The following is a 25970-nucleotide window of genomic DNA, read 5'->3' on the forward strand; positions in this document are numbered from 1 at the left end:
AGCAAGCCCCGCCTAGAAGCTGCGCGCCCAGATCACCGCCAGCCCGGCCATCGCCGGCCACAGCAGCAGCGGGTGCAGCAGCGCCCGCGCCCACGGCCGTGCGGGCCGATAGCCCAGGCCGTGGACGAAACCCGCGCAGATCGACAGCATCAACGGACTGAGCCAACCGTGGGCGGCCGCCGTCATCTCGCCGCCGCGCATCGCCGGAACGAACAGCAAGCCCAGGGCCAGGGCCGACGCCAGCAGCAGCGAGACGGCGCGCGCCATCAGTCGTCCTCCAGCACTTCGCGGCGATCGCGCTCTTCATCGCTGCGCAGCTCGAACCACATGGCGTTGAGCACGCCGAAACTGCAGGCCAGGGCCAAGCCCAGTATCCAGGCGAAGTACCACATCAGTAGGCGCCTCCGGCGTCGTCTTGGGATGCCACGTGGGCCCGCGTCACCGTGCCGCGCATGACCCGGAAGGCCCAGGCCGAGTAGGCGAGGATCAACGGCAGGAAGATCGCCGCGGCGACCAGCATGATGCCGAGCGTGCGCTCGCTCGAGGACGCGTCCCAGACCGTCAGGCCGTGCGCCGGATCGGTCGAGGACGGCATCAGGAACGGGAACATCGCCAGCCCCGCGGTCAGGATGATTCCGGCCACCGCGGTGCCGCTGGCCAGGAACGCCAGCCACCGCTTGCCGATCAACACCACCGCGACCAGGGCCAACACCGTCGCCACCGGCACCGCGGTCATCCACGGATTCAGAGCGTAGTTCGCGAACCATCCGCCATCGATCAACAGCACGTGCTTGACCAGGGGATCCGACGGCGCATCGGCGCGCAGGCTGCCGACGATGGCCGGCGCCGGCAGGAAGCGCAACCACACGCCGGCGCCGACGAAAGCCGCGGCCGCCACGGCGGCGGCGATGCGGGCGATGCGCCTGGCGCGCGCGCCGACCGGGTCCTCGACCCGCATCGCGGCGAAACAGGCCCCGTGCATCACCAGCATGGCCAGGCTGATCACGCCGGCCAGCAGGGCGAAGGGCCGGAACAGGCCGATGAAGTCGCCGTCGTAGACCGGCAGCAATTCGGGAGTGAAATGGAACGGCACGCCCAGCAGCAGATTGCCGAACGCCACCCCGAACACCAGCGACGGCACCGCGCCGGCCACCGTCAACGCCCAGTCCCAGGCGCCGCGCCAACGCGCGTGCGGCAATCGGTTGCGGAACGCGAACCCGACCGGCCGCAGGATCAGCGCGACCAGCAACAGGAGCATGGCGAAATAGAACGAGGAGAACGACGCGGCATACAGCAACGGCCAGGCGGCGAAGACCGCGCCGCCGCCGAGAATGAACCAGACCTGGTTGCCTTCCCAGTTGGGCTCGATCGATTCCAGCGCCATGCGGCGCTCGATATCGTCGCGGCCGATCAGGCGCAGGATCGCGCCCAGCCCCAGGTCGTAACCGTCGGTCAGGGCGAAGCCGATCAGCAGCACGCCGAGCAGGACCCACCAGATCGTGCGCAACAACGAATAGTCGATCAGGTCGATCATGACGCGATCCTCGCCGGCAGGGGTCGGGCGGCATCGCGGCGCGACGCCGGCCAGAACTTGAGTTGGTCGGGCCCGGAGCGGATCGCACGCAACATCAGCATCACGTCGACCACGGCCAGCCCGGTGTAGAGCACGACGAACCCGATCAGACTCGCGAGCACCTGGGCCGAGCTGGTCGAGGACACGCCGAGGAAGGTCGGCAGCACGCCGTCGATCGCCCACGGCTGGCGCCCGTACTCGGCGACGATCCAGCCCAGCTCGGCCGCGACCCAGGGCAGCGGCAGACTCCACAGGGCCACCCGCAGGAACATCGGCCGCTCCAGGCGGCCGCGGGCCGACAGATAGAACGCGCACGCGAACAGAGCGATGAAAAACAGGCCCAGCCCGACCATGATCCGGAACGACCAGAACAGCACCGGCACGTTCGGCACCGTGCTCCAGGCTGCCCGCTCGATCACGGCCTCGTCGGCAAGCGCCGGGTCGGCGACGTAACGCAACGTCAGCAGGCCGAAGCCCAGATCGTCGCGCAGCGCCAGGAAAGCGGCGGCCTTGCCCGGATCGTCGCGGTCCTCGCGCAGCTCGCGCAAGGCCGCGTATGCGGCGATACCGCTGCGAATGCGCTGGCGGTTGATCTCGACCAACTCGTGAATGCCCGGCACTTCCTGGTCCACCGACCGCGTCGCGATCAGTCCCAAGGCCCACGGAATACGCAGGGCGTGCGCGGTTTCGCGGCGCTCCATGTCGGGCAGGCCGAACACCGTGAACGCGGCCGGAGCCGGATGAGTCCGCCACTCGGCCTCGATCGCTGCGACCTTCATCTTCTGGTTTTCCGACGCCGTATACCCGCTCTCGTCGCCGAGCACCGCCACCGACAGCGAGGCGGCCAGGCCGAAGCTGGCGGCCACCGCCATCGAGCGGCGCGCGATCTCGACGTTGCGCCCGCGCAGCAGATACCAGGCGCTGATCGACAGCACGAACATCGCCCCGGTGACATAGCCGGCGCTGACGGTGTGCACGAACTTGGCTTGCGCGACCGGGTTGAACACCACCGCGGCGAAGTCGGTGATCTCCATGCGCATGGTCTGGAAATTGAACTGCGACCCGACCGGGTTCTGCATCCAGCCGTTGGCGATCAGAATCCACAGGGCCGACAGGTTCGCGCCCAGCGCGGTCAGCCAGGTGACCGTCAGGTGCTGCAGCTTGCTCAGCCGGTCCCATCCGAAGAAGAACAGGCCGACGAAGGTGCTTTCTAGGAAGAAGGCCATCAGGCCTTCTATCGCCAACGGCGCACCGAATATGTCGCCTACGTAATGCGAGTAATACGCCCAGTTGGTGCCGAACTGGAACTCCATGGTGATGCCGGTGGCCACGCCCATGGCGAAATTGATGCCGAACAACATGCCCCAGAAGCGGGTCATCTGCTTCCAGATCGCCCGGCCGGTCATCACGTACACGCTTTCCATGATCGCGATGATCAGGGCCAGGCCGATGGTCAGCGGCACGAACAGGAAGTGGTACAACGCGGTCAGCGCGAATTGCAATCGCGACAGATCGACGACATGTAAGTCCGGCATGGCGATTCACCTAGAGGGCAACAGGCGCCGGTCGACCGCAGCATCATCGATATGCGGTCGGTGCGACGGCGAGAAGAACAGCAGATACAACACGATCAGCAGCGCCAGCTTCACCGCGATGGTCGCGACGATGCCCCGCGCCAGTACGCGCTTGAGCCGCGGCGTCGCGACCGGACCGTGCACCGATCCCGGCGGCGGGCCGGCCTCTATCACCGCACGCGCACCCGGTTGTCGACGTCCTTGACGCCGGCGATCAGCCAGGCCGCGTCCTCGACGGTGTTCCGCGCCTGCCAGTCCTCGACCTTGCCCTTGAGGGTGACCTTGCCGTTCTCGTCGACGTCGACCCGGATGTTCGAGGCCTGCACGTCGGCGCGGCGGTGCATCGCGTCCTTGATCGAACGCTTGACGTCCTGCTTGCAGCTGATGCTGCGGATCGCGATCTTGTTGTCGATGTCGATCACGCCGGCGAGGCAGCGCAGGTCCTTTTCGATCTCGCTGCGCTGGAACTGCCAATCGACGGTGCCGGTCAGGGTCAGGCAGCCTTGGTCGACGCTGACCTTGACCGCTCCGGCCGGCAAGGTCGTATCCCAATCGAGCACGTCGGTGGCGCGCTTGACCAGCACCTCGTCGGATATGTGGGAATCCGGCGGGCTGCGCACTTCGATGTCGAGCACCACGCCGCGCACGCCCTTGACCCGTTCCACCGCCTCGGCGACCGCGATCTTGTCGGCCAGGCTGTGGACATGCCCGGTCAACTTGACGATGCGTTCGTCGACGCCGACGCCGATGCCCGAAGCGTCGATCCGAGGATCGAACGCCAGTTCTTCCAGGACGTACTTGCGCAACCGCTCGCTGTTCATGGCCGACTCCGGATGGAAAACCGACGCCATTACGCCCGTGCCGGCGAACCGCCGGCTTGATCCAGATCAAGTCCTCGCCGCGCGGCCGCGCCCGGCGCGAGCGTTGACCCAGATCAATACGCAGGGCCGGCGCCGGGCCGGAAATAAGCGCTACGCCGATCGCGGCTGCGGAGAACGCTCATGTACAAGGACTTGATGATTCCGATGACCGGCAGCGACGGCGACAGCGACGCGCTGACCCTGGCCCTGGCGCTGGCGAAATCGCACGGCGCCCATCTGACCGCGCTGGAAATGGTCGACCTGCCCATGCCGATGACCCACCCGTGGGGACTGACGCCCGACGCGGCGGCGGCCGAGATCCATTCGGTGTTGCGGGAACGCGGCGAGATCAATCTGGCGAAGCTGAAGATCCGGCTGGAGAGCGAATCGGCGTCCGCGGAAGCGCGCCTGACCGAAGCGCTGTATTCGCAGGCGCCGCGACTGGCCGCCAGGCAGGCTTACGACGCCGATCTCGTCGTCGTCGCCGGCGCCGTGGGCGACACGCTCGAGGCGGTCGTGCCGCACGAGTATTTCGTCGCCTTGTTGTTCGAATCCGGCCGGCCGGTCCTGGTGGTGCCGCCGCGCTGCGTGCTGACGGTGCCGCCGCGCCGCGTGGCGATCGCCTGGCAACCGACCCGCGAAACCGCGCGCGCGGTCCACGATGCGCTGCCGCTGCTGGCGGGCGCCGAGAAGGTCGAAGTGCTGACGGTGGAAACCGACGACGGCCAGGACATCGAGCCCTCCGCGCGCCGGATCGTCGAGCATCTCGTCCGCCACGGCGTCAAGGCGTCCCGCATGGCTCGGCCCGCTCTCGGCCAGACTGTCGCCGCCGCCTTGCTGTACTACGCGCGCGAGATGCGCGCCGACTTGCTGGTCGCGGGCGGCTACGGACATTCGCGCCTGCGCGAGTGGGCGCTGGGCGGCGTCACCCGCGAGCTGTTGATCGCCTCCGACCTGCCCGTTCTGTTCGGGCACTGACATGGCCGCCCGTGGCGCGCTCGCCTCCTCGGCCCGCCGGCGCGTCTGCGCCCGCGCCGGCGCCGATCGCCGGTCCCTTCCCGGAGTCCGTCATGCCTCGCCTTGAGCCTGCCCCGAACGAACCGGCCGCTCTCGAAGCGGCGCTGCGACGCCAGTTGCGCTGGATCGAAGACGACGTCGTGATCGCCGTGCTGGGGCCCGACGCGGCTCCCGCGGCGGCCCCGCAACCCGCGGGCGCGGACTTGGGGATGGACTTGCCGGGCATGGAAGTGGCGAGTGCGGACCTGGAGAGTGCGGACCTGGAGAGTGCGGATCTGGAGAGTGCGGACCTGGCGGGTATGGACCCGACCGCGCTCGCCGCCGTTCCCGCGCACGAACGCGGTCTGCTGTCGCGTTTGCGCCACGGCACGACCGGGATACTGCGCAAACTGTTCCGAGCCCGCTGAGCCGGCGCAGCGGCGACTCCCGCTCAGCCGTCGATCAGAGCCGGCTCGCGGCAGGTCGCGGCCGCGCCGACCGGCGCATCGATCCACGGCTGGACCGCCGCGCGTATCGCCCGCACCGCCATGTGCAACTCCCATTCCTCGCTTCCCGATGCCTTGACCTGCGGGGTACGGGCCGGATCCAAGGCCTCGCTGGCGCCGTTGGCCAGCCGGGCCAGCTCCGGCTGCGCCTCGATCCGGGTCAGGCAGCGATGCCGCCGCTGGCGCGCGACGGCGTCGGTCAGCGCCGCCGGCAAGCCGCGGTACCGCCACAGCTCGGCGAGGCCGCCAGTGCCGTCGTCGGCGGGGCTGCCGCGCTCCCCGGCCAATTGCAGCGCCCCCTGCAGACAGCCGAAGGCCAGGCTCCGCGCGATCGCCTGGGCGACCGCGGGCGCGCGTCCCGAGGCATACGCCAGGCCCAGGCGGTCCAAGGCGTCGCCCAGGCCGATCAGGCCGATGCCGAACCGCAGCGGCTGCTCGCCGCCGGGGCCGTAGGCCATCGCCGCGTCGTCGAGCATGCGCACCGCCAGGGCGGCCGCCGCGCCGAAACGCTTGTGATCGAAGCGCGCCTGGCGGGTATGCGGATCGGTGACGAAGACTCCGGCATTGACGACGGCCCGCGGCTCGCACAGCAGCGGCACCGGGGTATCGGTACCCGCGTGGCGCAGCAATGCGGGGTCGGGCAGTACCTGCCAACTTCCGAACGCGAACGCGTAACGGCTGCGCCAGTAGGCGCCGTTGTCGCCTTCGGTCGAGGCCAGCGCCTGCGCGACTCTTTGCCAGGTCGCATCGATGGTGCGGTCCCGAAGCCGGCCGCCGCTGCGCCAGCGGAACCGGCTGTCCCACAGATCGACCGCGCGCGGGTCGGTGAATCGCGTCAGAAGGGTCAAGGCGGTTCCTGGCCGGCTCGATGCCGGATGGTGTTTCAGACACTCTGCTCCGGCCGCGCGGCCATGCTTTGACCCGGATCAAGCTCGCGGCCTGGCGACGCCCGCAACGCACCGCGCCACGCGCCGGGCCACGACCCGCGCGAAAGCCGGTTACAAACCGTTACCGACGGTTACCGCTTTGGAATCGTGGCGGGCGCCGGCGCGGGTAATGTCGCTTCGAACCCACCGCGGACCGCCGCCATGTTGCTCGACGCCACTCGCCACCCCGAGCCCTCCGCCGAACCCTACTTCCACTCGGCTTGCGTCGGGCGCGCGCACGAAACCCTCAGCCTGGAGCGGTTGCTGCAGGCATGGCCGCTGCAGCGCCGTCGCGTCAGCGCCAAGCAGTACGTGTTCCGCGCCGGACAGGCCCGCCACGCCCTGTATCTGGTGCATGCCGGCTTCTTCAAGACCGCCGTGGTCAGCGAGGACGGCCGCGAGAAGATCACCGGCTTCCGCATGCGCGGCGACCTGCTCGGACTGGATGCCCTGGACATGCCGAGCTACGCCTGCGACGTCATGGCCCTGGACACCGGCGAACTGTGGGAACTGCCGTATGCCCGACTGCGCGACGAAATGCCGCAATTCCAGGAACGCATTACCGCGCTGCTGGCCGGCGAGATCCGCCGCGACTGGAGCTGGATGCTGGCCCTGGGCACGCTCGGCGCCGATCAGCGCGTGATCACCTTCCTGTTCGACCTGGCCTCGCGCTTCGAACTGCTGGGCTTCAGCCCCAGCCGCTTGCAGTTGCGCATGACCCGGGCCGAACTGGGCAATTTCCTGTCGCTGACCCTGGAAACCGTGACCCGCGTGCTGTCGCGCCTGCAGGCCCGCGGCCTGATCAGCGTCGCCGGGCGGGACATCTGCATCAAGGACCGTAACGGCCTGCACAGCGTGCTGCGCGACGGCGCCGCCTGTCACTGAGTCGCGGACGTCTCGCCGGTGCTCGGATCCAGCGAGCGGGCGATCGCCGCGGTCAACTGCTCGCGGCGATAGGGCTTGCGCAACAGCTCGAACGTTTCCGAACCCACCGGCTCGGCGGCGGCATCGACCTCGTACCCCGAGGTCAACAAGACCGGCAGTTGCGGCCGCAGCGCCCGCGCAGCCACCGCCAACTCCTTGCCGGTCATTCCCTCGCCCAGCATGACGTCGCTGAACAGCAGGGCGATCGACGGGTTCGCCGACAGCTCCCGCAAGGCGTCCTCGGCGTTCGCGACGGCGACGACCCGGTATCCGGACGAGCGCAGGAAGGTCACTGCGATCTTGCGCACCGCCTCGTCGTCCTCCACCACCAACAAGGTTTCGCCCGCTCCGCTGACGCGCGCCGCGGCAGTCGCCGCGACCGCGGTCGTGGCCGCCTGCGCGGCGGGCAGGTACAGCTCGACGCGGGTGCCGTATCCGAGCGCGCTCTCGATGCGCAGATGCCCGCCGCTTTGCTTGGCGAAGCCGTAGGCCATGCTGAGTCCCAATCCGCTGCCGCGCCCCGCGTCCTTGGTGGTGAAGAACGGCTCCATCGCGCGGGCCAGGACCTCCGGCGCCATGCCGCGGCCGGTGTCGGTCACCGCGATGCGCACATAACGTCCCGCCGCGAGCTGGTCCGTCGCGGTAGGTTCCTCGACCCGGTGCTCGCCGGCCTCGATGGCGATCTCGCCGCCGCGCGGCATGGCGTCGCGGGCGTTCAAGGCCAGATTGACCAAGGTCGCGTCCAACTGGGTCGGATCGACGAACGCCGGCGGCAGATGCTCCCCGCAAAGCACGTTAAGACGCACGCTGTCGCCCAGCGTGCGTTGCAGCATGGTCTCGACGTCGCGCAACAGGGCCGCCGGATCGACGGTCTGCGGCATCAGCCGTTGCCGGCGCGCGAACGCGAGCAGTTTGCCGGTCAGCTCCGCGCCGCGTCCGACCGAACGCAAGGCGCTGGCGATCAGTTCGCTGGCCTCGGGCATGTGCTCGCACTCCATTTCCAGCAGTTGCAGGCTGCCGGACATCACCGTCAACAGATTATTGAAGTCGTGGGCGATGCCCCCGGTCAGCTGGCCGACGGCATCCAGCCGCTGCGAGTGCGCCAATTGCTCTTCGGTGCGTCGGCGCTGCACGAAGGCGGCGATCAGATTGGCCACCGATTGCAGCAGGTGCAGGGCGTCGTGATCGAAACGGCGCGGCTGCGCCGCCACGACCAACAGGGCGCCGACGGGCCGGCCCCGGTCCGCCAACGGCAGCAGGGCGCCGCTGCCCGAGCCCGACGCCAGCAAAGGAAAGCGGCCGCCTTCGGCCTGGTCGCGGGCGAGATCGTCGACGACCAACGTCTCGCCTTCGGCGATGCGCGCCAGCAGCTTCTCGCGGTCGAAGCCGACCGGCGAGCCGCTGGCCGCCGCCGTCGCATCGAGTCCGATCGAAGCGCGCGTGGTCACGCTCTGGCGGTCGTCGGACACGAACACCACCGCGACCCCGGCGATATCCAGCGCGGCGGCCAGCAGCGCGGGGACGTGGTCGACCACCCCGGATTCGTCCTGCGCTTCGAGCGCGAGCTGGCCTATCCGCGCCGCCAGCGCATCGTAGCGGGCGCGCACCAGCGCCTGGCGGGCTCGCTGCGTCTCGGAAACATCGCGCACCGAGGCCAGGTAACGCGGCTCGCGATCGCCGCCAATCGGGCTGAGCGCGATCTCGACCGGAAACTGGGCGCCATCGAGCCGTTGTCCGATCAGGCTCTGGCCCGTGACCCCCATCGGCCGCACGTGCGGCTGCACCATGTAGTGCGCGCGGTGAGCGCGATGCCGTTCGCGCGCGGACTCCGGGATGAGCTGCTCTATGGCCACCTTCGCCAGGGCGCCGTGCGGATAGCCGAACAGACGTTCGGCCTGGGCGTTGGCCTGCACGATGCGGCCGTCGCCGTCGACGACGATCAGCGCGTCGGGGACGGCTTCGAACAATCCGGGGAGCAGCGTGGCGTCGCTCATGCGTCGCGGACCTCGGCAGCGAACAGATACCCCGCGCCCCGCACCGACCGTATCAACTGCGGCGCGGCCGGATCGGGTTCGATCTTGCGCCGCAACCGGCCGATACCCACGTCGATGCTGCGATCGAACGGACCCGCTTGCCGGCCGTGCATGCGGGTCATCAGTTCGTCGCGGCTGAGCACCTGGCGAGGTTTCTCGAGCAGCGCCCTGAGCAATTCGAATTCGCCGGTGGTCAACGGCACTTCGGTTCCCGCCGCGTCGGTCAGCCGTCTCGACCCCAGCTCGAGGCGGAAGCCCTCGAACGCCAGACCCGCCGAAGCCGGGGCCGCAGGCGCGGGCGGCCGGCTGGCGGCGCGGCGCAGCACCGACCTCGTCCGCGCCAGCAGCTCGCGCAGGTCGAACGGTTTGGTCACGTAGTCGTCGGCGCCGAGCTCCAGGCCCACGACGCGCTCGACCGCCTCGCCGCGCCCGGTGATCACGATGACCGGCCCGCGCCACTCGGTCTGCAGACAGCGCAGCAGCGACAGGCCGTCCTCGTCCGGAAGGCCGAGATCGAGCAGAACCAGATCGACCGCCTCCGACGCGATCGAGGCGCGCGCCTGCGCTGCGCTCGAGGCGCCGCTCACCCGATAGCCGTTCGCGCCGAAGTATCGCGAGAGCAAGGCGACGATGTCGGCGTCGTCGTCGACCACCAGCAGCCTGGGCTGCGGGCTGGCCGAGGACGTCGCGTCCTTTGCGGGCGATGGCATGGCGGCCGTTTGCGGGTAGGTACGGCGCAAGAATGGGCCGATCCGGCGTCGCCCGCAAGCTTCGCGGCATCGATTGACCTGCATCAAGATCCTGCCCGCTCGCCCGGCCCAAAGTCGAAAGCGACTGGATCGGAGGAAGTTCGATGGACGCTACGATGCGAGCCGCGGTCGCGCACCGCCTGGGCGTTCCGCTGGCGATCGAGCGCTTGCCCGTGCCCGTGCCCGGCCCTGGCGAGATCCTCGTCAAGCTGCGCGCCAGCGGCGTCTGCCATACCGACCTGCATGCGGTGCAGGGCGATTGGCCGGTCAAGCCGGTCCTGCCTTTCATCCCCGGTCACGAAGGCGCGGGCACCGTCGCCGAAGTCGGCGCCGGCGTGAAGCACTTGCGCCCGGGCGACCCGGTCGGCATCGCCTGGTTGCACCATGCCTGCGGCCGCTGCGAATACTGCATCACCGGTTGGGAAACGCTGTGCGAACGGCAATCCAACAGCGGCTACAGCGTCAACGGCACCTTCAGCGAGTACGCGATCGCGCAGGCCGACTACGTCGCCATCCTGCCCGATCGCTGCGACTTCGTCGGACTCGCGCCGATTCTTTGCGCCGGCGTCACCAGCTACAAGGGCATTCGGGAAACGCAGGCGCGCCCGGGCGAGTGGCTCGTCGTCTCCGGTATCGGCGGACTGGGCCATCTGGCGATCCAGTACGCCCAGGCCATGGGACTGCACGTGGCCGCGATCGACGTCAACGAAAGCAAGCTCGAACTGGCGCGTTCGCTCGGCGCGGAGATCGTCGTCAACGCCAACGACCTCGGCGCGCTGGAGGACGTGCGCCGCGGCACCGGCGGCGGCGCGCAGGGCGTGCTGGTCACCGCGGTGTCGCCCAACGCCTTCGCCCAGGCCCTCGGCATGGTGCGGCGCAAGGGCACGATCAGCATGGTCGGGCTTCCGCCCGGCGAGTTCGTCACTCCGATTTTCGACGTGGTGCTCAAGCGCATCACCCTGCGGGGGTCGATCGTCGGCAACCGTCAGGACTTGGCCGAGGCGATCGCGATCGCGGCGAGCGGCAAGGTCCAGGCGATGGTGGAGCCCTATCCGCTCGACCGGGTCAACGTGGTGCTGGATCGCCTGCGGGTCGGCGAGATCGAGGGACGCGCCGTGCTGGACATGAGCCTGGTAGCCTGACGCGACGCTCCGCCGATGAGACCGCTGCGATGAACGTCCTCTCGCCCGAGGTCAACGGGGCGTTCGTCGCCCTGGGCATCGGCGTGCTGATCGGCCTGGAGCGCGAACGCGCCAAAGGCGGCGGTCCCCTGCGCGAGCCCGCCGGCATCCGCAGCTTCATCCTGTGCAGCCTGGCCGGCGCGGTCGCCGCGAGCCTGGGCGACATGGCCCTGCTGGTCGCCGGTGCGTTCCTGTGCGCGCTGGTTACGGCCGCCTACCTGAGAACGCGCAATCACGATCCAGGGCTCACCACCGAAATCGCGCTGCTGGCCACGTTGCTGCTGGGCGCCTTGGCGATGCGTTCGCCGGCCATGGCCGGCGCACTGGGCGTGGTGACGGCCATCGTCCTGGCCAGCCGGCAGCGCCTGCATCGCTTCAGCAAACGCATCCTGACCCGCCAGGAACTGCACGATCTCCTGCTGCTGGCCGCGGCCGCATTCGTGGTCCTGCCGTTGCTGCCCGACCGCACCATCGATCCCTGGCAGTCGATCAATCCGCACACCTTGTGGGTCCTGGCGGTCGCGATCATGGCGATCGGTTCGGCGGGCTATGTCGCCCTGCGGTTGTTCGGAGCCGGGCTGGGCCTGTCGATCGCGGGCCTCGCAGGCGGTTTCGTGTCCAGTACCGCGACGGTGGCCGCGATGGCCGACCGCGCCCGCGCGGCGCCTCAGTTGGCCGACGCCGCCGCCAGCGCCGCGCTGATGTCGAACATCGCCACGGTGGTGCAGCTCGCGGTCGTGATCGGCGCGCTGTCGCCGGCGATGCTGCAACGCACGGCTCCGGCCCTGGCGGCCTCGGGCCTGGTCGTCGCCGTCGCGGCATGGCTGTCGCTGCGGCGGCCCTCGCCGCTGCCGGTCGCGGCCCGCACGCTGATCCCCAAGCGCCCGTTCGAACCGCTGTCGGCCTTGCGGTTCGTCGCCTTGCTGACCGCGGTCATGTTGGCTGCGGCGATCGCCAAGACCTACCTCGGCGACGCCAGCCTGCCGTGGGTACTGACCGCCTCGGGCCTGGTCGACGTCCATGCCGCCGCCGCGTCGGCGGCGCAAACCGCGACACGCGAGGCCGATCAGGCGGGCTGGGCCGAGCTGGGCCTGATCGGTGCGTTCGCTGCGAACTCGCTGCTTAAATGTTTGGTGGCCGCGGTCAAGGGCAGCCGTCGCTTCGCCTTGCGGCTGATTCCCGGGATTCTGGCGATGGCGGCGACGTTCGCCGCGGTCGCCGCGCTCGGCTGAACAGCCGCGTCGGCGGCCGGCCTCAGGATTCGCGCGACTGCCGCGCCAACCGTTCGTAACGCGCGCGGTGACGGTCCAAGGCCGCCTCGTCGAGTTCCTCGACGTCCATCAGCGCGTTATTGGCCGCACCGGACGAGCGGATCAGCTCGTCCAGCTTGATCTGGATCGCTTCGGTATCGCGGCCCTGGGTGTTCTGGATCAGGAACACCATCAGGAAGGTGATCACCGTGGTCGCGGTATTGATCGCCAACTGCCAGGTGTCGCTGAATCCGAACAGCGGACCGGTGACCAGCCAGGCGACGATGATCGCGACGGCCAGGGCGAACGCCATGGAGCGGCCGGCGAAGCGCGCCGCGAGCTTGGAGAATCGATCGAAGGTCTGCGTCGCCACCACGATGGCTCCCTTGCTTCGGCATGGAGAAGACGACGCAGGCGTCGTCGCGGCGTTACAGCGACAGTTCGTGAATGACCTGGCTGGCGTCGTCCGGATCCACCCGCACATGGAAACCGAGGTAGCGGGCCAGATCGCGCATCTGCAGGTTCTCGGCCAGATCCACCGAGTACATGCGGCGAATGCCGCGCTTGCGCGCGAATTCGATCAGATGCTTCATCAACGCGCTGCCCAGGCCCTTGTTCTGCCATTCGTCGGTCACCGTCACCGCACATTCGCAATTGGCGCCGTCGGCCGACGCACTGTACCGGCTGACTCCGACGATGCGCTCTGCACTGCCTTCGGGTATTACCGCCACGAACGCCGCCTCGCTATCGGGATCGAGATCCGTCAGGCGATCGATCAGCTGCTCGCTGGGACATTTGACCTGGCCGAGAAAGCGGAAGCGCCGAGCCTCGGACGACAACGCTTCGAGGAAGGCGCGCTCGGCGTCCCGGTCCTGCGGACCGATCGAACGGATCAGCACCTGGCTGCGGTCGCGCAGCGTTTGCGACCAGCGCAGGGACGGGGCCGGCGCCGAACGGGTCGTATCGATGGCTTGGGTAGTCACGGCGAACTCCTGAGAGGGTGTCGACTCGCAGGCTAGGCCTGCGGACATCCCGGTCCTTGATCCATGTCAAATACCGGCGCGGCGGTCGGCGCGGACACTTGATCGGCGTCAACACGGCCGCCAGGGCTCAGGCCAGTATCGATTCACGAATCGGCGACCGAGGGCGGCACAGTGTTCAAGGACATTCTCGTTCCCCTGCTCATGGGCGACATTCCATCCCCGGCGCTGCGCGCCGGTTGCGCCCTCGCCCGGATCGGGGGCGGCCGGGTAACCGCGCTGGTGGGCGTGAGCCAGGCGGCGCCGATCGCCGAAGCCTGGGCCTACTACCCCGCGGGCGTATACCAGAGCATGCGCGATTGCGCGGCAGCCACGACCCAGGCGATGGCCGACGCGGTCGAGGACTGCCTCGCCGCCGAATCGGTGCCGTATCGGATTCACCAGGCACAGGAATACTGGTCGACCCCCGCCGAGCTATGCATCGAGCCGGCGCGGCAGAGCGATCTCGTCGTCGTCGGCACCGTCGCCGGCGACCAGCGCGAGGCCCGCGAACGCCTGGCCGCCAACGTGTTGGTCGCCTCCGGCCGACCCATGTTGCTGATCCCGACATACGCCCTCACGCCCGGTTTCGACAAGGCGGTCATCGCCTGGAAATCGTCCCGCGAATCGGCGCGTGCGCTGCACGATGCGATGCCGTGGCTGCGGCGCATGCGCTCGGTCGACCTGCTCATCGTCGACGAGGACCCGGCATCGTCGCGCTGCGAATCGCTGGATGCGCTGTTGATCGGGCACCTGGAGAGAAACCAGGTCAGCGCGCGAGTGATAAGGCGTTCGGCGCCGGCCGCGCAGGTCGGGGCGCTCATCGACATTCATGCGCGGGAGGCTTCGGCAGATCTGTTGGTCGCCGGCGGCTACAGCCACTCGCGCTTGCGCGAACAGGTTCTCGGAGGCGTGACCCGCTTTCTGATGGCGCACGCCTCGGTGCCTACGCTGCTTTCGCACTGACCGGATCGCCGCCGCATCGACGGCCTTGCGCTTGCCCTCGCCGCGCGGTTCACGGCGATGTAACGCGGCATTCGTTACTACCTTCACGACCGTCGCGGCGCAGCTAATCGCGATGGGCCAAACGGTGGAGGCGCGAATGCCGAAGAGCAACCAGTCCGTCCTCGAAGCGGCCAACCGGGCGATCGGCTTGGAGACATCGAAGGCTTCCTGGCGTTCTGCACGGACGATCTGGAATGGACCATCGTCGGCGACCAAACGCTCAAGGGAAAGGATGCGGTCCGCCGCTGGATGCAGACGGCTTACGCCGATCCGCCGCAGTTCACCGTGACCGACATGATCGCGCAGGCCGACTGGGTCGTCGCGATGGGCGACGTCGCCGGCGCAGACGATCGGGGCCGGCAGGCGCCTAGCGCCTATTGCGACGTCTGGCGTTTTCGCGACGGAAAGATGGCCGAACTCCGGGCCTTCGTGGTCGAACCGGGTAGGCCGTAGAGATACGACGGCTAGAGCGGTTCGTGCCGCGCCTGGCCGGCCAGGTCGCCATGGCACCAGGTGCGGACCCGCATCGGGCACATCGGGCACCGTGTCGCTGCAATCGCGCGCCCAGTCCTCCACGCGCGCTCGACCGCCATCGGCGCTTGCATCGGCTCAGTCCGGCCGACGCGTTGGCGGCCTCACGATTCGGCTAGGGCTTGAGCGGAGGGTCATGCGACGGGTCTCGCTCGGCGATGCATCGGGCGGCATCGCGAATACAGTCGCCGTCGCGATCCCCCAGACGCGGTCCGACGATCCCGGAGGCAGGAACGGACCGCACGGCGCGGCGTGCAGCACCATCGAAGCGGTCCATGACGAGACCGCCTTGCCCGGACTTCGTGCCGATGGCCGGACTCGCTCCAGCCCCGAGAAAGGCGAAGGCCGCCGCGGCGGCGACATACCCCATCAGCAGCGGCTTCCATACGGCAGCGGCGCGGTGCGCCCGCCACATGGTCGTACGCTGCGGCGATCCAGCGTGCGTGCTCATGCCCGCCCGCTCCGCGCATCGGGGGTTGCAGCCTCACCCGGATCGGCTGGCGCGCTGGTCTGGTCGCGGTCCGGCGCGAGTTGCCCGGGCTGGTCGGAGCGGTCGGTGGGATTGCGCAATTCGCCCCGATCCGTCCAGACCTCTTCGTTGTGCGGGGTTTCGCCCTTGATCTTGCTCATGGTGCGCCTCGTCTCGAATGCGTTCGGCGGTGCTCGCGCCGCCAAGATGGCGGATGCGCCGTTAGCGTCGCATCACAATCGCGCTCGGTTTTATTCACGCCTGGCGACGCTTCGGCGGCCGTTGCTGGCGTCCCCATGAAGAAATTTCAGCAGGAGCGCTGCGGAACCTGCCCGATCGGCCGGCGGCTGCTCGTCGCCGAGGCTGCGCGGGAAGTCCGGCTTCCGCGGCCGCCGCGTGGCCCCTCGCCGCCCGCGACGACGAAATAACTGCGGCCGCAGGCAATAACTACGCACCAAACACGGCCGCTCGGCCGGCGCCGACGGGCGACGGCGCCAGCGACGGGGAACGGGCAACGGACAACGGGCAACGGCTGGCATGGCTGTTGCATGCGCATTAACGGCAAGGCCGTGCCGAATACCGGCCACGCACAGCGAGGACTTGCCGGCCCGGACCGGTCGCGGCTCGCGGCTCGCGGCCTTCGACTTATTCCATGAGAACCAGGATACCGCTCGACCGTATATGGAGACTTCGATGAACGCCCAAGACCGACGTCAACTCTCTATCCGCGGCCACGCCGGGCGTACGCTTAAGCGGGGCACGCGCCGAGCGCCTGGGCTGGAGCAGGCCCTGGACCTGATGGATGCCACCGTGACCGCCTGGCTGCTGGGCCTTCCCGACGCCGATCGGGCTCAGTAAGAGTTCGCCGACGTGGTCCGCCGTGTGTATGCCCATGCGCGCACGACCGACCTGCCTTACGTCGACGCCCGCATTCGCTTCGCGGTCGAGCGCATGTCGGAGCCTTCGATCGCGCCCGGTGCGGTGCTTCACTGACCGAGCGGCGCAGCACGAGCGGAAAGCCTCAAACCTCGTAGACTCGCGGCGGCAAGCGCGAAGCCACCGCCGGGCCCAGCCCGAGCGCAGCGTAGATGCGGTCGGTCAGGTGCTGACGCGGGGTGACCCATCCGCGCCGCCACAAAGCGCGCACCGACGCAGCCGACAGCGCGATCACGGCAAGGCCGACCGCGAAAAATACCGCGCAGGCCATCAGCAGGCTCCACTGCGGCTCCGAGCCGGCAAATAAGGCGACGACAGCCAGCAGCGACATCGTGCCCAACGCCACCCCGCCCAGCATTCGCCCCATCTCCCGCTGCCGGCGCGCAGTGAATGCGGTCATCGCGTGCGCCGGGAACCGGATGCGGAAAATCGCATGGCTGAGGTAGACGCGCCCGTCCTCAAGATTGCGCAGCGCGTATACCAGCCCCTCCTCGCCGCGCGTCTGCCCCGGCCAATGGGCGACCACTTCGACGCGGTCGCCGGCGGCGAGAAACGGCGCGACGCGGCGGTTGCCGCGCAGGCTGTAGAACACCAGACGACGTTCGCCGAACGAGAAGCGGTAGACATCGAAGTGCAGATGGTTGCCGCCGCCGGACTCGGTCTCCACTTCCAGGCCGAGCAGCTCGCCCCGCAACTGCAGCAGTCGGATCGATTCAGCGTCCATGACGTGCCCTGCGCTTGCGCTTGCGGCCGCGGGCCAGCGGGCGGCGAGGCGATAAGGGCTCGTAGTCCTCGCGCTCGGCTTCGTGCTCGGCTTTCGCTGGGGCCTCGGCTTCGTTCCGACCCGCCGAATCGCTCGCGGGATGTTCGCGCACCCGCGCACGGGCCCGGCGCAAGCCCGCTTCCGACGCCTCGATCGCCTCGCGATAGCGATGGTTCTCGAGCAGCGTCGCAGCATGCTCGTACAGCATGATTCCGGTCATCAAGGCCGCCAGGCTCGAGACGACCAGGGCGAGCACCGCACACCACATCAGGAACCCGTCGCCGGCGCCGGAAATCAGCCACAGCATCGAGGTGACCGCGACGAACCCCGCGGCCAGAAAACCCGGCAGCCAGCGCTGACCGCCGGCCAGGGCCCGGTCGATCACGCTTGCGCGATGGGGCGGCATCAGGCCGGGCGAGTCGTCGTCGGCGACTACCCAATGGACCCAGTCTTCGTCCTCGCCCGCGGCCGCGATCAGGCCCAAGCTCACCGGCGCGGCACGCGCGGTCATCGATTCCAGGATCCGCAGACTGCGTGCCGGCTCGCCGGCCGCATCCTGCGCGCGCGATTGCACGCGACCGTACCACAGGCGCGGAGGATCTCCCGCCGGGGCGGTCTCGTCGATCCAGTGCAGGCAGTAACGGCCTTCGCCCTCGGGGACGGCGACGCGTAGCCGGACGATGCGGCCGCGACAGGTCCGGGCATGAGCGGTTCGGAGCGACAAAGCCAGTCCAGTCCATGGAGAACCGGCAGCATAACAAGCAGCGCGCGCTCATGGAGAGGGGCGACGGCCTGCAGGGCGTTCGGCAGACTGGGTCCGGATGGGTTGGGTCCGCGCCCGACCGATCGGCGAAATCGCTCACGGAGTTCGCTTACCGAATCGCTCAGCGAGGTCGTTGAGCGATGGATAAACGCCGTAACGCAGCGCCAACGGACACGCCGAACCCGGTGGCACAGAAATCGGTTTGAGCAGTCACAAAAACCGGTTTTCGCCGTTGCTCATACCCGAAAGCTTGATGGCCCGCTCTTTTCCCGCGAGCCGTTTTCCAAAGTATGGCGCCCTGCGTTCGATGGATACATCCGACTCGGGAGTCGATGCCATGGCCAAGGAAACCGCTGCTCAATTCGATCGGCTCGGAGCCCTTTACGAGGACATGGCCAACTGGCCGTTCCGTAAGCGCATCGAGACGCCGAGCGTCAAGGCCGCCCTGGGCAACCTGGAGTCGCTCGACGTGCTCGATTTCGGCTGCGGCAGCGGCTTTTATTCGAGAACGTTGAAGGCCGCCGGCGCCCGGCGAGTCGTCGGCTACGACCTGGCCGACGGCATGTTGAGCTACGCCAGGCGCCTCGCGCAGCTCGAGCAGGCGGATGTCGAGTTCACCTCCTCGCTGACGCCCGAGCACGCGGAGTCGTTCGACCTGGTGCTGTCGGTGTACGTGCTGCCGTACGCGACGACCGCCGCCGAGCTGACCCAGATGTGCGCCGAAATGATGCGTCCCCTGCGTCCCGGCGGACGATTGATCGCCCTGCCCATCCACCCTCGCTTCGAGCCATTGCCGAGCTATTACGAAGGTTGCGGCTTTCGGCTCACGCCCGACGACGGCCAGTCTCCTTACCGCGACGGAAGCCGCATCCGGCTCGATCTTTGCTATCAGCAGCACGACGCGAGCGTCCACGCCTGGTACTGGTCGGCCGAATCGATCGACGCCGCGCTGAAGGCGGCGGGCGCCGTCACGGTGACATGGAGCGACCCGGATATCGATCGGCGCCGCGATCATGAGGCGCTGCCGCATGCATTGCAGGCCTACATCGACAGGCCGCACGCCGCGGTCGTCGAGTGCCGAAAACGATAGCCTCGCGCGCCACCCGCTCCGGCGCGAAACCAACCGATCCTGTGTAGCGCAGCGGTCTGCGCCAACGATGGAAGCCCGGCGCGCGTCCCTGGCGCCGGGCCGGACGGATACTCTCCGTTCGCTCCCTGCGGGAGCGAGCGATCGCAGAAATGGATTCAGCAACGGGGGAGGGTGCGCGATGTCGGTCACCGTTGAAATCGCGAGATCGCTGGCGGATATCGATCGCGGCGACTATCAATCGCTCTACGAGGCGAGCGGCGCGTCGTTCTTCTACGACTGGCGGTTTCTCGAGGCCGCCGAGCGATCGCCGTTGCTGGAAGTCCTGCAGACCTACTATCTCCTGGCCCGCGATCGGGGGCGTCTCGTCGCGTTCATGCCGGCTTATCTGCAGCGGGTGGCGGTCGTCGATCCGTTCGGCCTGCTCGCCGCGAAGGCCGGCCTGTCGGGCCAGGATGGCCAGCTCGGACTGTTCAGCCACGTCATGCACTGTTTCGACAGCCGTCTCGTCTCGACGATCCGCATCGGCGAAGTACTGCCGGCCATGCTGGACCGACTCGCGATGGTGGCGAAAAGCGAGCAGGCGCGGTACTTCGGCTTTCTGAACGTCGCCGACGGACACCTGATCGAACACGCGGCGAGTCGAGGCCTGACCGCGCGCCATATGGTCGATCGGTATCGCCTCGACCTTCGCGGGCATGCGGACTTCGCCTCGCTCGTCGCCGCCTTGCCCACCGATGGGCGCCGCGAAATGAAGCGTCAGCTGCGCCGGTTCGCCGAGAGCGAGGCCACGGTCGGCCTGCTGGAGCCGCCGTTCGACGGCCGGCTCGACCAGTTGGCCCGGCTATGCCAGCAAACCACGGCGAGATACGGAACGCCTCAGTATTTTCCCGCAGCCGTCCTGGCGGGATTCGTCCGCGCCTGCGGCGGCCTGGTGCGCCTGTGCCTGGTCGAACAGGGCGGGGAGCTGGCGGGCGGCCTGATCTGCTTCGTGGACCGGGACGCACTGTGCATATGGTCCGCCGGGATGCGCTACGACCGGACCGACTTCAGTCCCTACACGATCAGCTTCGCCCACCTGTACCGGCACGCCTTCGACCGCGCCATTCCGGTCGTCGAAGCCGGCCGCTTGAACGAACGCATCAAGCTCAGGCTGGGCCTGAAGCCCTTGCCGCTGTTCGCCCTGACCCGCGAGCCGGCGAACGCCGCGCCGGAAATGCATGTGCCTGCCGCCCCTGTCCCGGAGGTAATCCGCCATGGAAACGCTTCAGCATAGGTCGTCGCCCGACGATTACCGGGTGTTCTCGCGCAGTCTCGACTGCAAGGTCAGGTCCCGGCATCACGCCGAGTACGCGAGCTGGCACTGCAATGCCGCCTGGAACGGACGCAGGTTCGAGCGCTATCCGGAATACATCATCCGGGCCACGTCGGTCGCCGACGTGGTCCACTCGCTGCTCTTCGCGCGCACCCACGGCCTTGGCGTGAGCGTCAAGGGCAGCGGCCACAGCTATGCCGGTTGCTTCCTGCAGCAAGACGGCATCCTGCTCGACCTGTCGCTGCTCAACGAATTGGAGATCGTGCCGGACCAGCGCCTGGCGGTGGTCGGCCCCGGCGTCACCGGCGCGCAGCTGACTCGGGCGCTCTCCGCTTTCGGTCTGGCGTTTCCGACCGGCCACGGCGGCGGCGTGGGTCTCGGCGGTTTCCTGCTGGGAGGCGGCCTGGGCATCAACTGCGACGCCTGGGGCGGCATGAGCGTTTTCAATCTGGTCGCCATCGATGTGGTAACCGCCGACGGAGAAATCCTGCATGCCGACGAACGCGAGAACAGCGATCTGTTATGGGCCGCCCGAGGCGCAGGGCCTTGTTCGTTCTTCGTGGCGACGAAGTTCTACCTGCGTTGCTGGCCGATGCCGAGAGCGATGATCAACCGCAGTTACCGCCTTCCGTCCGCGGCGCTCGGCCCGGCGATGGCGACGCTCTCGGCTCCGCCGTCCGACCCCCGCCTGCAGTCGATGCTGGTGCTGGACGGAACCGCCCCCGAAGGCGTGAGCGTGGTGCTCAGCGCGACCGCCTTCTGCGACCGCGAGGACGAGGCCGCCGGACTGCATCGCCAGTTGCAGTCGCGCCTGTCGTGCGTGTTTCACGATCCGGCTCCGGTCGAACAGACCGTGGATTTCGAGGCGATCTACCGCCAGACCGACGCGATGATGCAGTCCCGGCGGTATCGCGCGGACAACGTGCTGACCGACGAGGCGGCGGAGACCGCGCGGATTTTGCTCGATCACCTGCCGCGCCAGCCGTCGCGGTCGACCCGGGCGCTCGTCGTTCCGCGGCCTGCTTGCGAATACCCCGACGCAGCGTTCTCGGTGTCAGGAAAATTCTTCGTCTCCACCTATGCCCAGTGGAACGAGGAGCCCGACGACGAGGCCAACCGTCTCTGGCTGAAGTCTCTCTACGACGCTCTGGAGCCGCATTCGAACGGCTGCTACATCAACGAATTCGACCTGGAGGAGCGAGGCCGTACCCTCCATCGCTGCTATTCCAGCCGAGCCTGGGCCCGGTTACGCGCACTGCGGGCGCGCCATGACCCCGACGATCTGTTTCACGATCCGGCGCGGGGCTGGAGCGGACGGATGCAGGCGGACCGCCTGGCCGTGCTGGATTGAATGCGCCAAGTTCCACCTCGCCGCTGCCGCTGCGATACGGTCGGCGAGTCGCTGAATAGCTGGACGAAGGTGCGGATTGCCTGGTCTATGCCACTGAGCCGACGCTGCCGCCGCTGGCTCCGAACGCCGGCGGCCAATTCATCGCTCCGCCACAGGCTGCGGAGCCCGATCGGGCTCACGCGATCACAGAATGAATATTCGTGAGCCACATTGCGCTCGGCCGGTGTTTCCATTCGTCCAGGCAACGTTCGGGCCGGATCGGGCCGGACTCGCCGATGCCGCGGCCCACCGCAGCGTTATCGACCCCACAGGAGACAGCAGCCATGTCGGATTTCAGCTCCCAAAAGCAGTCCAAGGACGCCGCGCGCTCGGTCGTCGTCACGCTGAAGAACAACACCCCCTACGATCTGCAACTCAACCAGAATTCGGAAAGCTTGCCGCACGGAAAATGGGACGATTACCCGCCGCCCCTGATCAAGTCCGGAGACAAGGGCGAATGGAAGTCCGAGTCCGACCAGTACATGAGCGGTACGGAAGGCTCGGTGAGCTACAACATTCTCGACCAGTCGCAGAACTCGGTGTCGGTGCGCTGGCTGGACCCCTTCCAAGGCCGCGATAGCGACGGCGGCTACGTCAGCGACAGCGACCGGTACCGACTCGACAAGCCCGGGCCGATCAGCGGCAATAACGTCGAGATGGATTTCACCCTCCAGTACCTGGGGTGAGCCTCAGGCGTCGATAGCCCTACCGATGCTCCGATGCCCGGCCCCGCGCCGCCGCGCGTTTCGACGGCGGCGCCGAGACTGAAGCGCGGTCTACACGCTCGGCTACGAAGGCGGAGCCGCCGAGACCGCCTCCAATACTGCCGCGATCGAGGCGGCCCGATGACGTCCGTCGATCATCCATCGCCCGTCCGCCAACGCGGCGATGCGATGCGTGGCCTCGCCGGGATCGGTCGTCACGCCGTAGCCGCGCCGGCGCAGGGAGCGGACCAACCACTCGGTCGCCAGGTCGCTGCCTTCGACCTGCACGGTCCGGTCCGAGGCGACCGCGCTTTCGAATCGGCCGGAACGCAGCGAGAAGGCGATGTTCTGCTGATCGAACGCCTCGCCGATCGCCCCGGACAGGGCGACGTCCTCCGGCGTGCCATCGACGAAACGGCCCTGGCCCGGCAGCAACCACAACCGGTCGGCCGTCTGCAGCGACAGTTCCAGATCGTGACTCGACAGCACGATCGCCATGCCTTGCTCCGCGGCGATGCGGCGCAGCATGTCGATGATCGTGACGCGGCTGGGCAGGTCGAGGAAGGCGGTGATCTCGTCGAGCAGCATCAGGTCGGGCTGCTGGGCCAAGGCGCGCGCGATCATGACGCGCTGGCGCTCTCCGTCGCTGAGGCTGTCGACGGAGCGGGACGCCAGATGCGCGCCGCCGACCTGGGCCAACGCATCGGCGGCGATGCTGCGGTCCCGGACGGTCAGCACGCCGGCCCAGCCGGTGTACGGCTGGCGGCCGATCTCGACCAGGTCGGTCACGCTCAAAGCGCCGATCTGCGGGCGTTCGGTCAACACCACGGCGATACGGTGGGCGCGTGCGGCTCCACGCAACGCGCGGACCGCCACGCCGTTCAAGCGCACCTCGCCGGCGGTGGGCGCCAGAAACCCGCCCAGGGTGCGCAGCAGGGTCGACTTGCCCTGCCCGTTGCGGCCCAGCAGGCAGACGAATTCGCCGGCCTTCACCGTGGTCGGCGGCAGCGTCGCCACGGTCTTGCGGCCGTAGCCGATGCCCAGCTCGGTGGTGCTCAACACGTCAGGCCCCCTCGGCGCGCAGGCTGCGCGAGTTGAGCAACAGCACGATCACCACCGGCGCACCGAGAATGGCCAGGATCGCGTTCAGATGCAGGAAGTGCTGGTTCCATGGCAGATGCACCACCAGGTCGGCCACGAGCGCGAGCAGCCCGCCCAGCAGCAGGGTGGCCGGGATCAACGCGCCGATGCGCGCCGAACCGACCAGCCCGCGCGCCAGATGCGGCGTGATCAGGCCGACGAACGCGACCGGGCCGCAGAACGCGGTCACCGGCGCGGCCAGCAGGATGGTCGCCGCGAGCACCAGGCGCCGCAGCCGCGGCACGTTGACGCCGAGGCTTTCGGCATAGGTTTCGCCGAGCAATAGCGCGGTCAGCGGCTTGGCGAGCCAGACCGCCAGGCCCAGCCCGATCAGCAGCGGCGGCAGCAGGGTGGCGAAGTCCGGCCAGACGATCGATGCGAAGGTCGCATCGTTCCAGGAAGAGAAGACGCGGGACTGGGTCCGGTTGGTGAAGTGCAACAGCACGCTGATCAGGCCCTGCGCCAGGAAGCCCAGCATCAGGCCGAGCACGAGCAGGGTGATCGTGCTGACGCGGCGCGCCATCGACACCATCGACAGGGCGACGCCCGACATGCCCAGGACCGAGCCGGCGACGATGCCCACCCCGTCCAGCCAGGCGATCATCTCCAATGCCGCCGGGCCGACGACCGCGCCGGCCACCACCACCAGCGCCGCGCCGAACTGGCCGCCGGCCATCAACCCGAGCGACCAGGTGTCGGCCAGGGGATTGCGGAACAAGGTCTGCATCAACAGTCCGGCCAAACCCAGCGCGCTGCCGCCGGCGAGCGCCGCCAACACGCGAGGCAGGCGCAGCTCCAAGACGATGCGCGATTCGTTGCTGGCCGTACCGAACTCGGCCAGGGCCCGCACGACCTGCGACGGCGACAGCACCACCTGGCCCACCGCCAGGCTCGCGATCAGCGCCAAGCCCAGGACGACCAGCAACGCGGCCACGGCGAGGTAAGGCATCGGCGAGCGGCGATGCGCGGGCGACGGCATCGGCAAAGATGCCGCGCTCATTGGTAACTTCCCTGCGGCAAAGGCTTCAAGAACCGGAACGGCTCGTCGACCAGCTCGGGGTGCAGCGCCTTGACGAAGTCCGACAGCACCCAGTCGGGTCGCACCAGCGCGGTCTGGTACCAGTCGTACGCGTTCTCCCTCGCCGCCGTGCGGCCGGTGTTGCCGAACAGACGCCGCTCGCGCCACGCCCGAAAGCCCGGCTCGATGGTCGAATTGCGCGGCGGCACCGCATGGATGTCGCCGATCAGCCAGACATCGGCCTGCTCGCCCAGCGGCAGGATCGCCTCGGTCGATACGATGTCGGCCGAATCCCGGCCCGGCGCTTGCGCGCGCGCCATCAGGTTGATGCCTCCGGCATCGCCGATGTAGCTGGCCTCGATGCCTCGCACCGTGGCGATCCACCGGTCGGCACCGTTCGGATAGGCCCATAGCACCCGGGTCTTCGGCCGGTTCGCGGCCAGCGTTTTCAGCTCGGCCACCCGCGCTTCCACTTCGGCGAAGATCTGTTCGGCCCGGGCTTCGGTGCCGGTGAGGATGCCGTACAAACGAATCCATTCGGCGCGCGCCAGATAGCTCGATTCCTCCTCGGCCAAAGTCGGCAGCACCGCCAGTCCGAGCGATCGCGCGCGGTCGAGCACCGGCGTATGCGCGGGATCGCTAACGCGCATGAGAAACACGTCGGGCTTGGCGACCAGCAGCACGTCGAGGTTCGGCGGCGAGTGCCAGTTGTAGCCGACCTGGCCGATCTCCCCGGCCTTGGCCTTGCGGCGGATGTCGTCGTCGTACGACCCCAGACCGCCCACCGCCACCAGCCGGTCCTTGACCCCGAGCTGGCCCAGGAAGGCTTCGTCGGACCCGGCATTGGTCGCGACCCGGGCCACCGGAGTGCGGATCACCGTGGCCTCGCGCAGGTCGCCGCGCAACGCCGGCGCAGGGCCGTCCGCCGGGGCCAGCACGACCGTCGCCGGCCGCTCGCCCCCGGCCTGCGCCGAATACGGCGGCGGCATGAAGCGTGCGACGACGAAGCCGCCGCGGCGCTCCAGCGTCAGGCGCTGCGCGTGGCGCAAAGGAATCGGCTGGCCGACCTCGGCGACCGCAGCGGCGGTCGCGTCGGCCGCCGGTGCGGTGCGATCGCAGCCGCACAGCAGCACCGCTGCCAATGCCACGCCGAGCCCGTACGAGCAGTGATTCATCGGATCCCCCCATCGACATGGAGCCACTAGACCCCAAACTGTGATGGAATGTTATATCGTTTTATTAAAGGCTTCGAGTCCCT

At 68.6% G+C, this 25970-nt stretch carries 30 protein-coding genes; 12 read left to right on the top strand and 18 right to left on the bottom strand.

Annotation, left to right across the window (positions count from 1 at the left end; all coding sequences use genetic code 11):
• Window positions 1–12: 12 nt before the first annotated feature.
• Genes AC6CH2_RS06835 through AC6CH2_RS06860 form a run of 6 tightly spaced genes read right to left on the bottom strand, consistent with a single transcriptional unit; the run spans window position 13 to window position 3968 of the window.
• Window positions 13–267 carry a cyd operon YbgE family protein gene (locus tag AC6CH2_RS06835; RefSeq protein ID WP_498268558.1) on the bottom strand — a complete coding sequence of 85 codons (255 nt, stop codon included), beginning with the start codon at window positions 265–267 and terminating at the stop codon, window positions 13–15.
• Window positions 267–392, bottom strand: a complete 126-nt coding sequence (cydX, locus tag AC6CH2_RS06840; protein WP_082559664.1) for a cytochrome bd-I oxidase subunit CydX — start codon at window positions 390–392, stop codon at window positions 267–269. The genes AC6CH2_RS06835 and cydX overlap by 1 nt, the downstream gene beginning before the upstream one ends.
• Window positions 392–1534 carry a cytochrome d ubiquinol oxidase subunit II gene (gene cydB, locus AC6CH2_RS06845; RefSeq protein WP_498268559.1) on the bottom strand — a complete coding sequence of 381 codons (1143 nt, stop codon included), beginning with the start codon at window positions 1532–1534 and terminating at the stop codon, window positions 392–394. The genes cydX and cydB overlap by 1 nt, the downstream gene beginning before the upstream one ends.
• Window positions 1531–3108, bottom strand: a complete 1578-nt coding sequence (locus AC6CH2_RS06850) for a cytochrome ubiquinol oxidase subunit I (RefSeq protein ID WP_498268560.1) — start codon at window positions 3106–3108, stop codon at window positions 1531–1533. The genes cydB and AC6CH2_RS06850 overlap by 4 nt, the downstream gene beginning before the upstream one ends.
• A gap of 6 nt (window positions 3109–3114) precedes the next feature.
• A complete protein-coding gene (gene cydP, locus AC6CH2_RS06855) occupies window positions 3115–3291 on the bottom strand; it encodes a cytochrome oxidase putative small subunit CydP (RefSeq protein ID WP_498268561.1) in 177 nt (58 codons plus the stop codon).
• 26 nt (window positions 3292–3317) lie between these two features.
• Entirely contained in the window at window positions 3318–3968 is a 651-nt protein-coding gene (locus tag AC6CH2_RS06860) for a BON domain-containing protein (protein ID WP_498268562.1), read from the bottom strand.
• A gap of 180 nt (window positions 3969–4148) precedes the next feature.
• Here AC6CH2_RS06860 and AC6CH2_RS06865 point away from each other — a divergent pair, with 180 nt between their 5' ends.
• Window positions 4149–4985: a universal stress protein gene (locus AC6CH2_RS06865; protein ID WP_498268563.1), complete on the top strand. Its 837-nt coding sequence runs from the start codon at window positions 4149–4151 to the stop codon at window positions 4983–4985.
• A gap of 92 nt (window positions 4986–5077) precedes the next feature.
• On the top strand, window positions 5078–5431 hold the full coding sequence (locus AC6CH2_RS06870; protein WP_498268564.1) for a hypothetical protein: 354 nt from the start codon (window positions 5078–5080) through the stop codon (window positions 5429–5431).
• Window positions 5432–5454: 23 nt separating this feature from the next.
• Here the strand turns inward: AC6CH2_RS06870 and AC6CH2_RS06875 are convergent, their stop codons facing one another.
• On the bottom strand, window positions 5455–6357 hold the full coding sequence (locus tag AC6CH2_RS06875; protein ID WP_498268565.1) for a ribonucleotide reductase barrel domain-containing protein: 903 nt from the start codon (window positions 6355–6357) through the stop codon (window positions 5455–5457).
• Window positions 6358–6597: 240 nt separating this feature from the next.
• On the opposite strand from AC6CH2_RS06875, the gene AC6CH2_RS06880 reads away from it, so the two are divergent.
• A complete protein-coding gene (locus AC6CH2_RS06880; protein ID WP_498268566.1) occupies window positions 6598–7320 on the top strand; it encodes a helix-turn-helix domain-containing protein in 723 nt (240 codons plus the stop codon).
• Here the strand turns inward: AC6CH2_RS06880 and AC6CH2_RS06885 are convergent.
• Both AC6CH2_RS06885 and AC6CH2_RS06890 read right to left on the bottom strand, forming a co-directional pair.
• The gene (locus AC6CH2_RS06885) at window positions 7314–9353 is read right to left on the bottom strand and encodes an ATP-binding protein (RefSeq protein ID WP_498268567.1); all 2040 of its coding nucleotides are present in this window, start codon (window positions 9351–9353) and stop codon (window positions 7314–7316) included. The two genes, AC6CH2_RS06880 and AC6CH2_RS06885, sit on opposite strands and share 7 nt — an antisense overlap.
• On the bottom strand, window positions 9350–10186 hold the full coding sequence (locus AC6CH2_RS06890; protein ID WP_498268568.1) for a response regulator: 837 nt from the start codon (window positions 10184–10186) through the stop codon (window positions 9350–9352). Before AC6CH2_RS06890 ends, AC6CH2_RS06885 begins: the two co-directional genes overlap by 4 nt.
• Window positions 10187–10245: 59 nt before the next feature.
• On the opposite strand from AC6CH2_RS06890, the gene AC6CH2_RS06895 reads away from it, so the two are divergent.
• On the top strand, window positions 10246–11283 hold the full coding sequence (locus tag AC6CH2_RS06895) for a zinc-dependent alcohol dehydrogenase (protein ID WP_498268569.1): 1038 nt from the start codon (window positions 10246–10248) through the stop codon (window positions 11281–11283).
• Window positions 11284–11312: 29 nt separating this feature from the next.
• A complete protein-coding gene (locus AC6CH2_RS06900; RefSeq protein WP_498268570.1) occupies window positions 11313–12554 on the top strand; it encodes an MgtC/SapB family protein in 1242 nt (413 codons plus the stop codon).
• 22 nt (window positions 12555–12576) lie between these two features.
• On the opposite strand, the gene AC6CH2_RS06905 is transcribed toward AC6CH2_RS06900, so the two are convergent.
• Both AC6CH2_RS06905 and AC6CH2_RS06910 read right to left on the bottom strand, forming a co-directional pair.
• On the bottom strand, window positions 12577–12948 hold the full coding sequence (locus AC6CH2_RS06905; protein ID WP_498268571.1) for a low affinity iron permease family protein: 372 nt from the start codon (window positions 12946–12948) through the stop codon (window positions 12577–12579).
• Between the two features lie 52 nt (window positions 12949–13000).
• Entirely contained in the window at window positions 13001–13555 is a 555-nt protein-coding gene (locus AC6CH2_RS06910) for a GNAT family N-acetyltransferase (RefSeq protein WP_498268572.1), read from the bottom strand.
• A gap of 381 nt (window positions 13556–13936) precedes the next feature.
• Between AC6CH2_RS06910 and AC6CH2_RS06915 the strand changes: the two genes are divergently transcribed.
• Entirely contained in the window at window positions 13937–14557 is a 621-nt protein-coding gene (locus tag AC6CH2_RS06915) for a hypothetical protein (RefSeq protein WP_498268573.1), read from the top strand.
• A gap of 240 nt (window positions 14558–14797) precedes the next feature.
• Complete coding sequence (locus tag AC6CH2_RS06920; protein ID WP_498269096.1) at window positions 14798–15049, top strand: nuclear transport factor 2 family protein; 252 nt, start codon at window positions 14798–14800, stop codon at window positions 15047–15049.
• Between the two features lie 193 nt (window positions 15050–15242).
• Here the strand turns inward: AC6CH2_RS06920 and AC6CH2_RS06925 are convergent, their stop codons facing one another.
• Together AC6CH2_RS06925 and AC6CH2_RS06930 are read right to left on the bottom strand one after the other, a co-directional pair.
• Complete coding sequence (locus tag AC6CH2_RS06925; protein WP_498268574.1) at window positions 15243–15578, bottom strand: hypothetical protein; 336 nt, start codon at window positions 15576–15578, stop codon at window positions 15243–15245.
• Window positions 15575–15757 carry a hypothetical protein gene (locus AC6CH2_RS06930; protein WP_498268575.1) on the bottom strand — a complete coding sequence of 61 codons (183 nt, stop codon included), beginning with the start codon at window positions 15755–15757 and terminating at the stop codon, window positions 15575–15577. Before AC6CH2_RS06930 ends, AC6CH2_RS06925 begins: the two co-directional genes overlap by 4 nt.
• Window positions 15758–16289: 532 nt before the next feature.
• On the opposite strand from AC6CH2_RS06930, the gene AC6CH2_RS06935 reads away from it, so the two are divergent.
• On the top strand, window positions 16290–16454 hold the full coding sequence (locus tag AC6CH2_RS06935) for a hypothetical protein (RefSeq protein ID WP_498268576.1): 165 nt from the start codon (window positions 16290–16292) through the stop codon (window positions 16452–16454).
• 163 nt (window positions 16455–16617) lie between these two features.
• On the opposite strand, the gene AC6CH2_RS06940 is transcribed toward AC6CH2_RS06935, so the two are convergent.
• Complete coding sequence (locus AC6CH2_RS06940; protein WP_498268577.1) at window positions 16618–17256, bottom strand: hypothetical protein; 639 nt, start codon at window positions 17254–17256, stop codon at window positions 16618–16620.
• Window positions 17246–18019 carry a hypothetical protein gene (locus AC6CH2_RS06945; RefSeq protein WP_498268578.1) on the bottom strand — a complete coding sequence of 258 codons (774 nt, stop codon included), beginning with the start codon at window positions 18017–18019 and terminating at the stop codon, window positions 17246–17248. The genes AC6CH2_RS06940 and AC6CH2_RS06945 overlap by 11 nt, the downstream gene beginning before the upstream one ends.
• A 376-nt stretch (window positions 18020–18395) precedes the next feature.
• Here AC6CH2_RS06945 and AC6CH2_RS06950 point away from each other — a divergent pair, with 376 nt between their 5' ends.
• The 4 genes from AC6CH2_RS06950 (at window position 18396) to AC6CH2_RS06965 (ending at window position 22536) form a co-directional block, all read left to right on the top strand.
• Window positions 18396–19148, top strand: coding sequence for a class I SAM-dependent methyltransferase (locus AC6CH2_RS06950; RefSeq protein ID WP_498268579.1), 753 nt, complete (start codon window positions 18396–18398; stop codon window positions 19146–19148).
• 178 nt (window positions 19149–19326) lie between these two features.
• Window positions 19327–20421 (top strand): GNAT family N-acetyltransferase, encoded by a 1095-nt coding sequence (locus AC6CH2_RS06955; protein WP_498268580.1) that lies wholly within the window; start codon window positions 19327–19329, stop codon window positions 20419–20421.
• Entirely contained in the window at window positions 20402–21811 is a 1410-nt protein-coding gene (locus AC6CH2_RS06960) for an FAD-binding oxidoreductase (RefSeq protein WP_498268581.1), read from the top strand. Before AC6CH2_RS06955 ends, AC6CH2_RS06960 begins: the two co-directional genes overlap by 20 nt.
• Window positions 21812–22134: 323 nt before the next feature.
• Window positions 22135–22536: a hypothetical protein gene (locus tag AC6CH2_RS06965; RefSeq protein WP_498268582.1), complete on the top strand. Its 402-nt coding sequence runs from the start codon at window positions 22135–22137 to the stop codon at window positions 22534–22536.
• 102 nt (window positions 22537–22638) lie between these two features.
• Here the strand turns inward: AC6CH2_RS06965 and AC6CH2_RS06970 are convergent, their stop codons facing one another.
• From AC6CH2_RS06970 to AC6CH2_RS06980, 3 genes are read right to left on the bottom strand one after another with little or no spacing between them, the layout of a single operon-like run.
• Window positions 22639–23616, bottom strand: a complete 978-nt coding sequence (locus AC6CH2_RS06970; RefSeq protein WP_498268583.1) for an ABC transporter ATP-binding protein — start codon at window positions 23614–23616, stop codon at window positions 22639–22641.
• 1 nt (window position 23617) lies between these two features.
• Complete coding sequence (locus AC6CH2_RS06975; RefSeq protein WP_498268584.1) at window positions 23618–24694, bottom strand: FecCD family ABC transporter permease; 1077 nt, start codon at window positions 24692–24694, stop codon at window positions 23618–23620.
• On the bottom strand, window positions 24691–25887 hold the full coding sequence (locus tag AC6CH2_RS06980; protein ID WP_498268585.1) for an ABC transporter substrate-binding protein: 1197 nt from the start codon (window positions 25885–25887) through the stop codon (window positions 24691–24693). Before AC6CH2_RS06980 ends, AC6CH2_RS06975 begins: the two co-directional genes overlap by 4 nt.
• Between the last annotated feature and the right edge of the window lie 83 nt (window positions 25888–25970).

The sequence above is a fragment of the Lysobacter sp. GQ73 genome, from assembly GCF_059758755.1.

Coding starts and splice junctions, on each gene's coding strand:
- AC6CH2_RS06890 (WP_498268568.1), bottom strand. CDS start 10,186: ATGCAGGTCAATCGATGCCGCGAAGCTTGCGGGCGACGCCGGATCGGC.
- AC6CH2_RS06900 (WP_498268570.1), top strand. CDS start 11,313: ATGAACGTCCTCTCGCCCGAGGTCAACGGGGCGTTCGTCGCCCTGGGC.
- AC6CH2_RS06885 (WP_498268567.1), bottom strand. CDS start 9,353: ATGAGCGACGCCACGCTGCTCCCCGGATTGTTCGAAGCCGTCCCCGAC.
- AC6CH2_RS06940 (WP_498268577.1), bottom strand. CDS start 17,256: ATGGACGCTGAATCGATCCGACTGCTGCAGTTGCGGGGCGAGCTGCTC.
- AC6CH2_RS06960 (WP_498268581.1), top strand. CDS start 20,402: ATGGAAACGCTTCAGCATAGGTCGTCGCCCGACGATTACCGGGTGTTC.
- AC6CH2_RS06975 (WP_498268584.1), bottom strand. CDS start 24,694: ATGAGCGCGGCATCTTTGCCGATGCCGTCGCCCGCGCATCGCCGCTCG.
- AC6CH2_RS06870 (WP_498268564.1), top strand. CDS start 5,078: ATGCCTCGCCTTGAGCCTGCCCCGAACGAACCGGCCGCTCTCGAAGCG.
- AC6CH2_RS06935 (WP_498268576.1), top strand. CDS start 16,290: ATGAACGCCCAAGACCGACGTCAACTCTCTATCCGCGGCCACGCCGGG.
- AC6CH2_RS06950 (WP_498268579.1), top strand. CDS start 18,396: ATGGCCAAGGAAACCGCTGCTCAATTCGATCGGCTCGGAGCCCTTTAC.
- AC6CH2_RS06915 (WP_498268573.1), top strand. CDS start 13,937: ATGGCCGACGCGGTCGAGGACTGCCTCGCCGCCGAATCGGTGCCGTAT.
- AC6CH2_RS06835 (WP_498268558.1), bottom strand. CDS start 267: ATGGCGCGCGCCGTCTCGCTGCTGCTGGCGTCGGCCCTGGCCCTGGGC.
- AC6CH2_RS06980 (WP_498268585.1), bottom strand. CDS start 25,887: ATGAATCACTGCTCGTACGGGCTCGGCGTGGCATTGGCAGCGGTGCTG.
- AC6CH2_RS06880 (WP_498268566.1), top strand. CDS start 6,598: ATGTTGCTCGACGCCACTCGCCACCCCGAGCCCTCCGCCGAACCCTAC.
- AC6CH2_RS06925 (WP_498268574.1), bottom strand. CDS start 15,578: ATGAGCACGCACGCTGGATCGCCGCAGCGTACGACCATGTGGCGGGCG.
- AC6CH2_RS06930 (WP_498268575.1), bottom strand. CDS start 15,757: ATGAGCAAGATCAAGGGCGAAACCCCGCACAACGAAGAGGTCTGGACG.
- AC6CH2_RS06955 (WP_498268580.1), top strand. CDS start 19,327: ATGTCGGTCACCGTTGAAATCGCGAGATCGCTGGCGGATATCGATCGC.
- cydX (WP_082559664.1), bottom strand. CDS start 392: ATGTGGTACTTCGCCTGGATACTGGGCTTGGCCCTGGCCTGCAGTTTC.
- cydB (WP_498268559.1), bottom strand. CDS start 1,534: ATGATCGACCTGATCGACTATTCGTTGTTGCGCACGATCTGGTGGGTC.
- AC6CH2_RS06895 (WP_498268569.1), top strand. CDS start 10,246: ATGGACGCTACGATGCGAGCCGCGGTCGCGCACCGCCTGGGCGTTCCG.
- AC6CH2_RS06850 (WP_498268560.1), bottom strand. CDS start 3,108: ATGCCGGACTTACATGTCGTCGATCTGTCGCGATTGCAATTCGCGCTG.
- AC6CH2_RS06865 (WP_498268563.1), top strand. CDS start 4,149: ATGTACAAGGACTTGATGATTCCGATGACCGGCAGCGACGGCGACAGC.
- AC6CH2_RS06860 (WP_498268562.1), bottom strand. CDS start 3,968: ATGAACAGCGAGCGGTTGCGCAAGTACGTCCTGGAAGAACTGGCGTTC.
- AC6CH2_RS06965 (WP_498268582.1), top strand. CDS start 22,135: ATGTCGGATTTCAGCTCCCAAAAGCAGTCCAAGGACGCCGCGCGCTCG.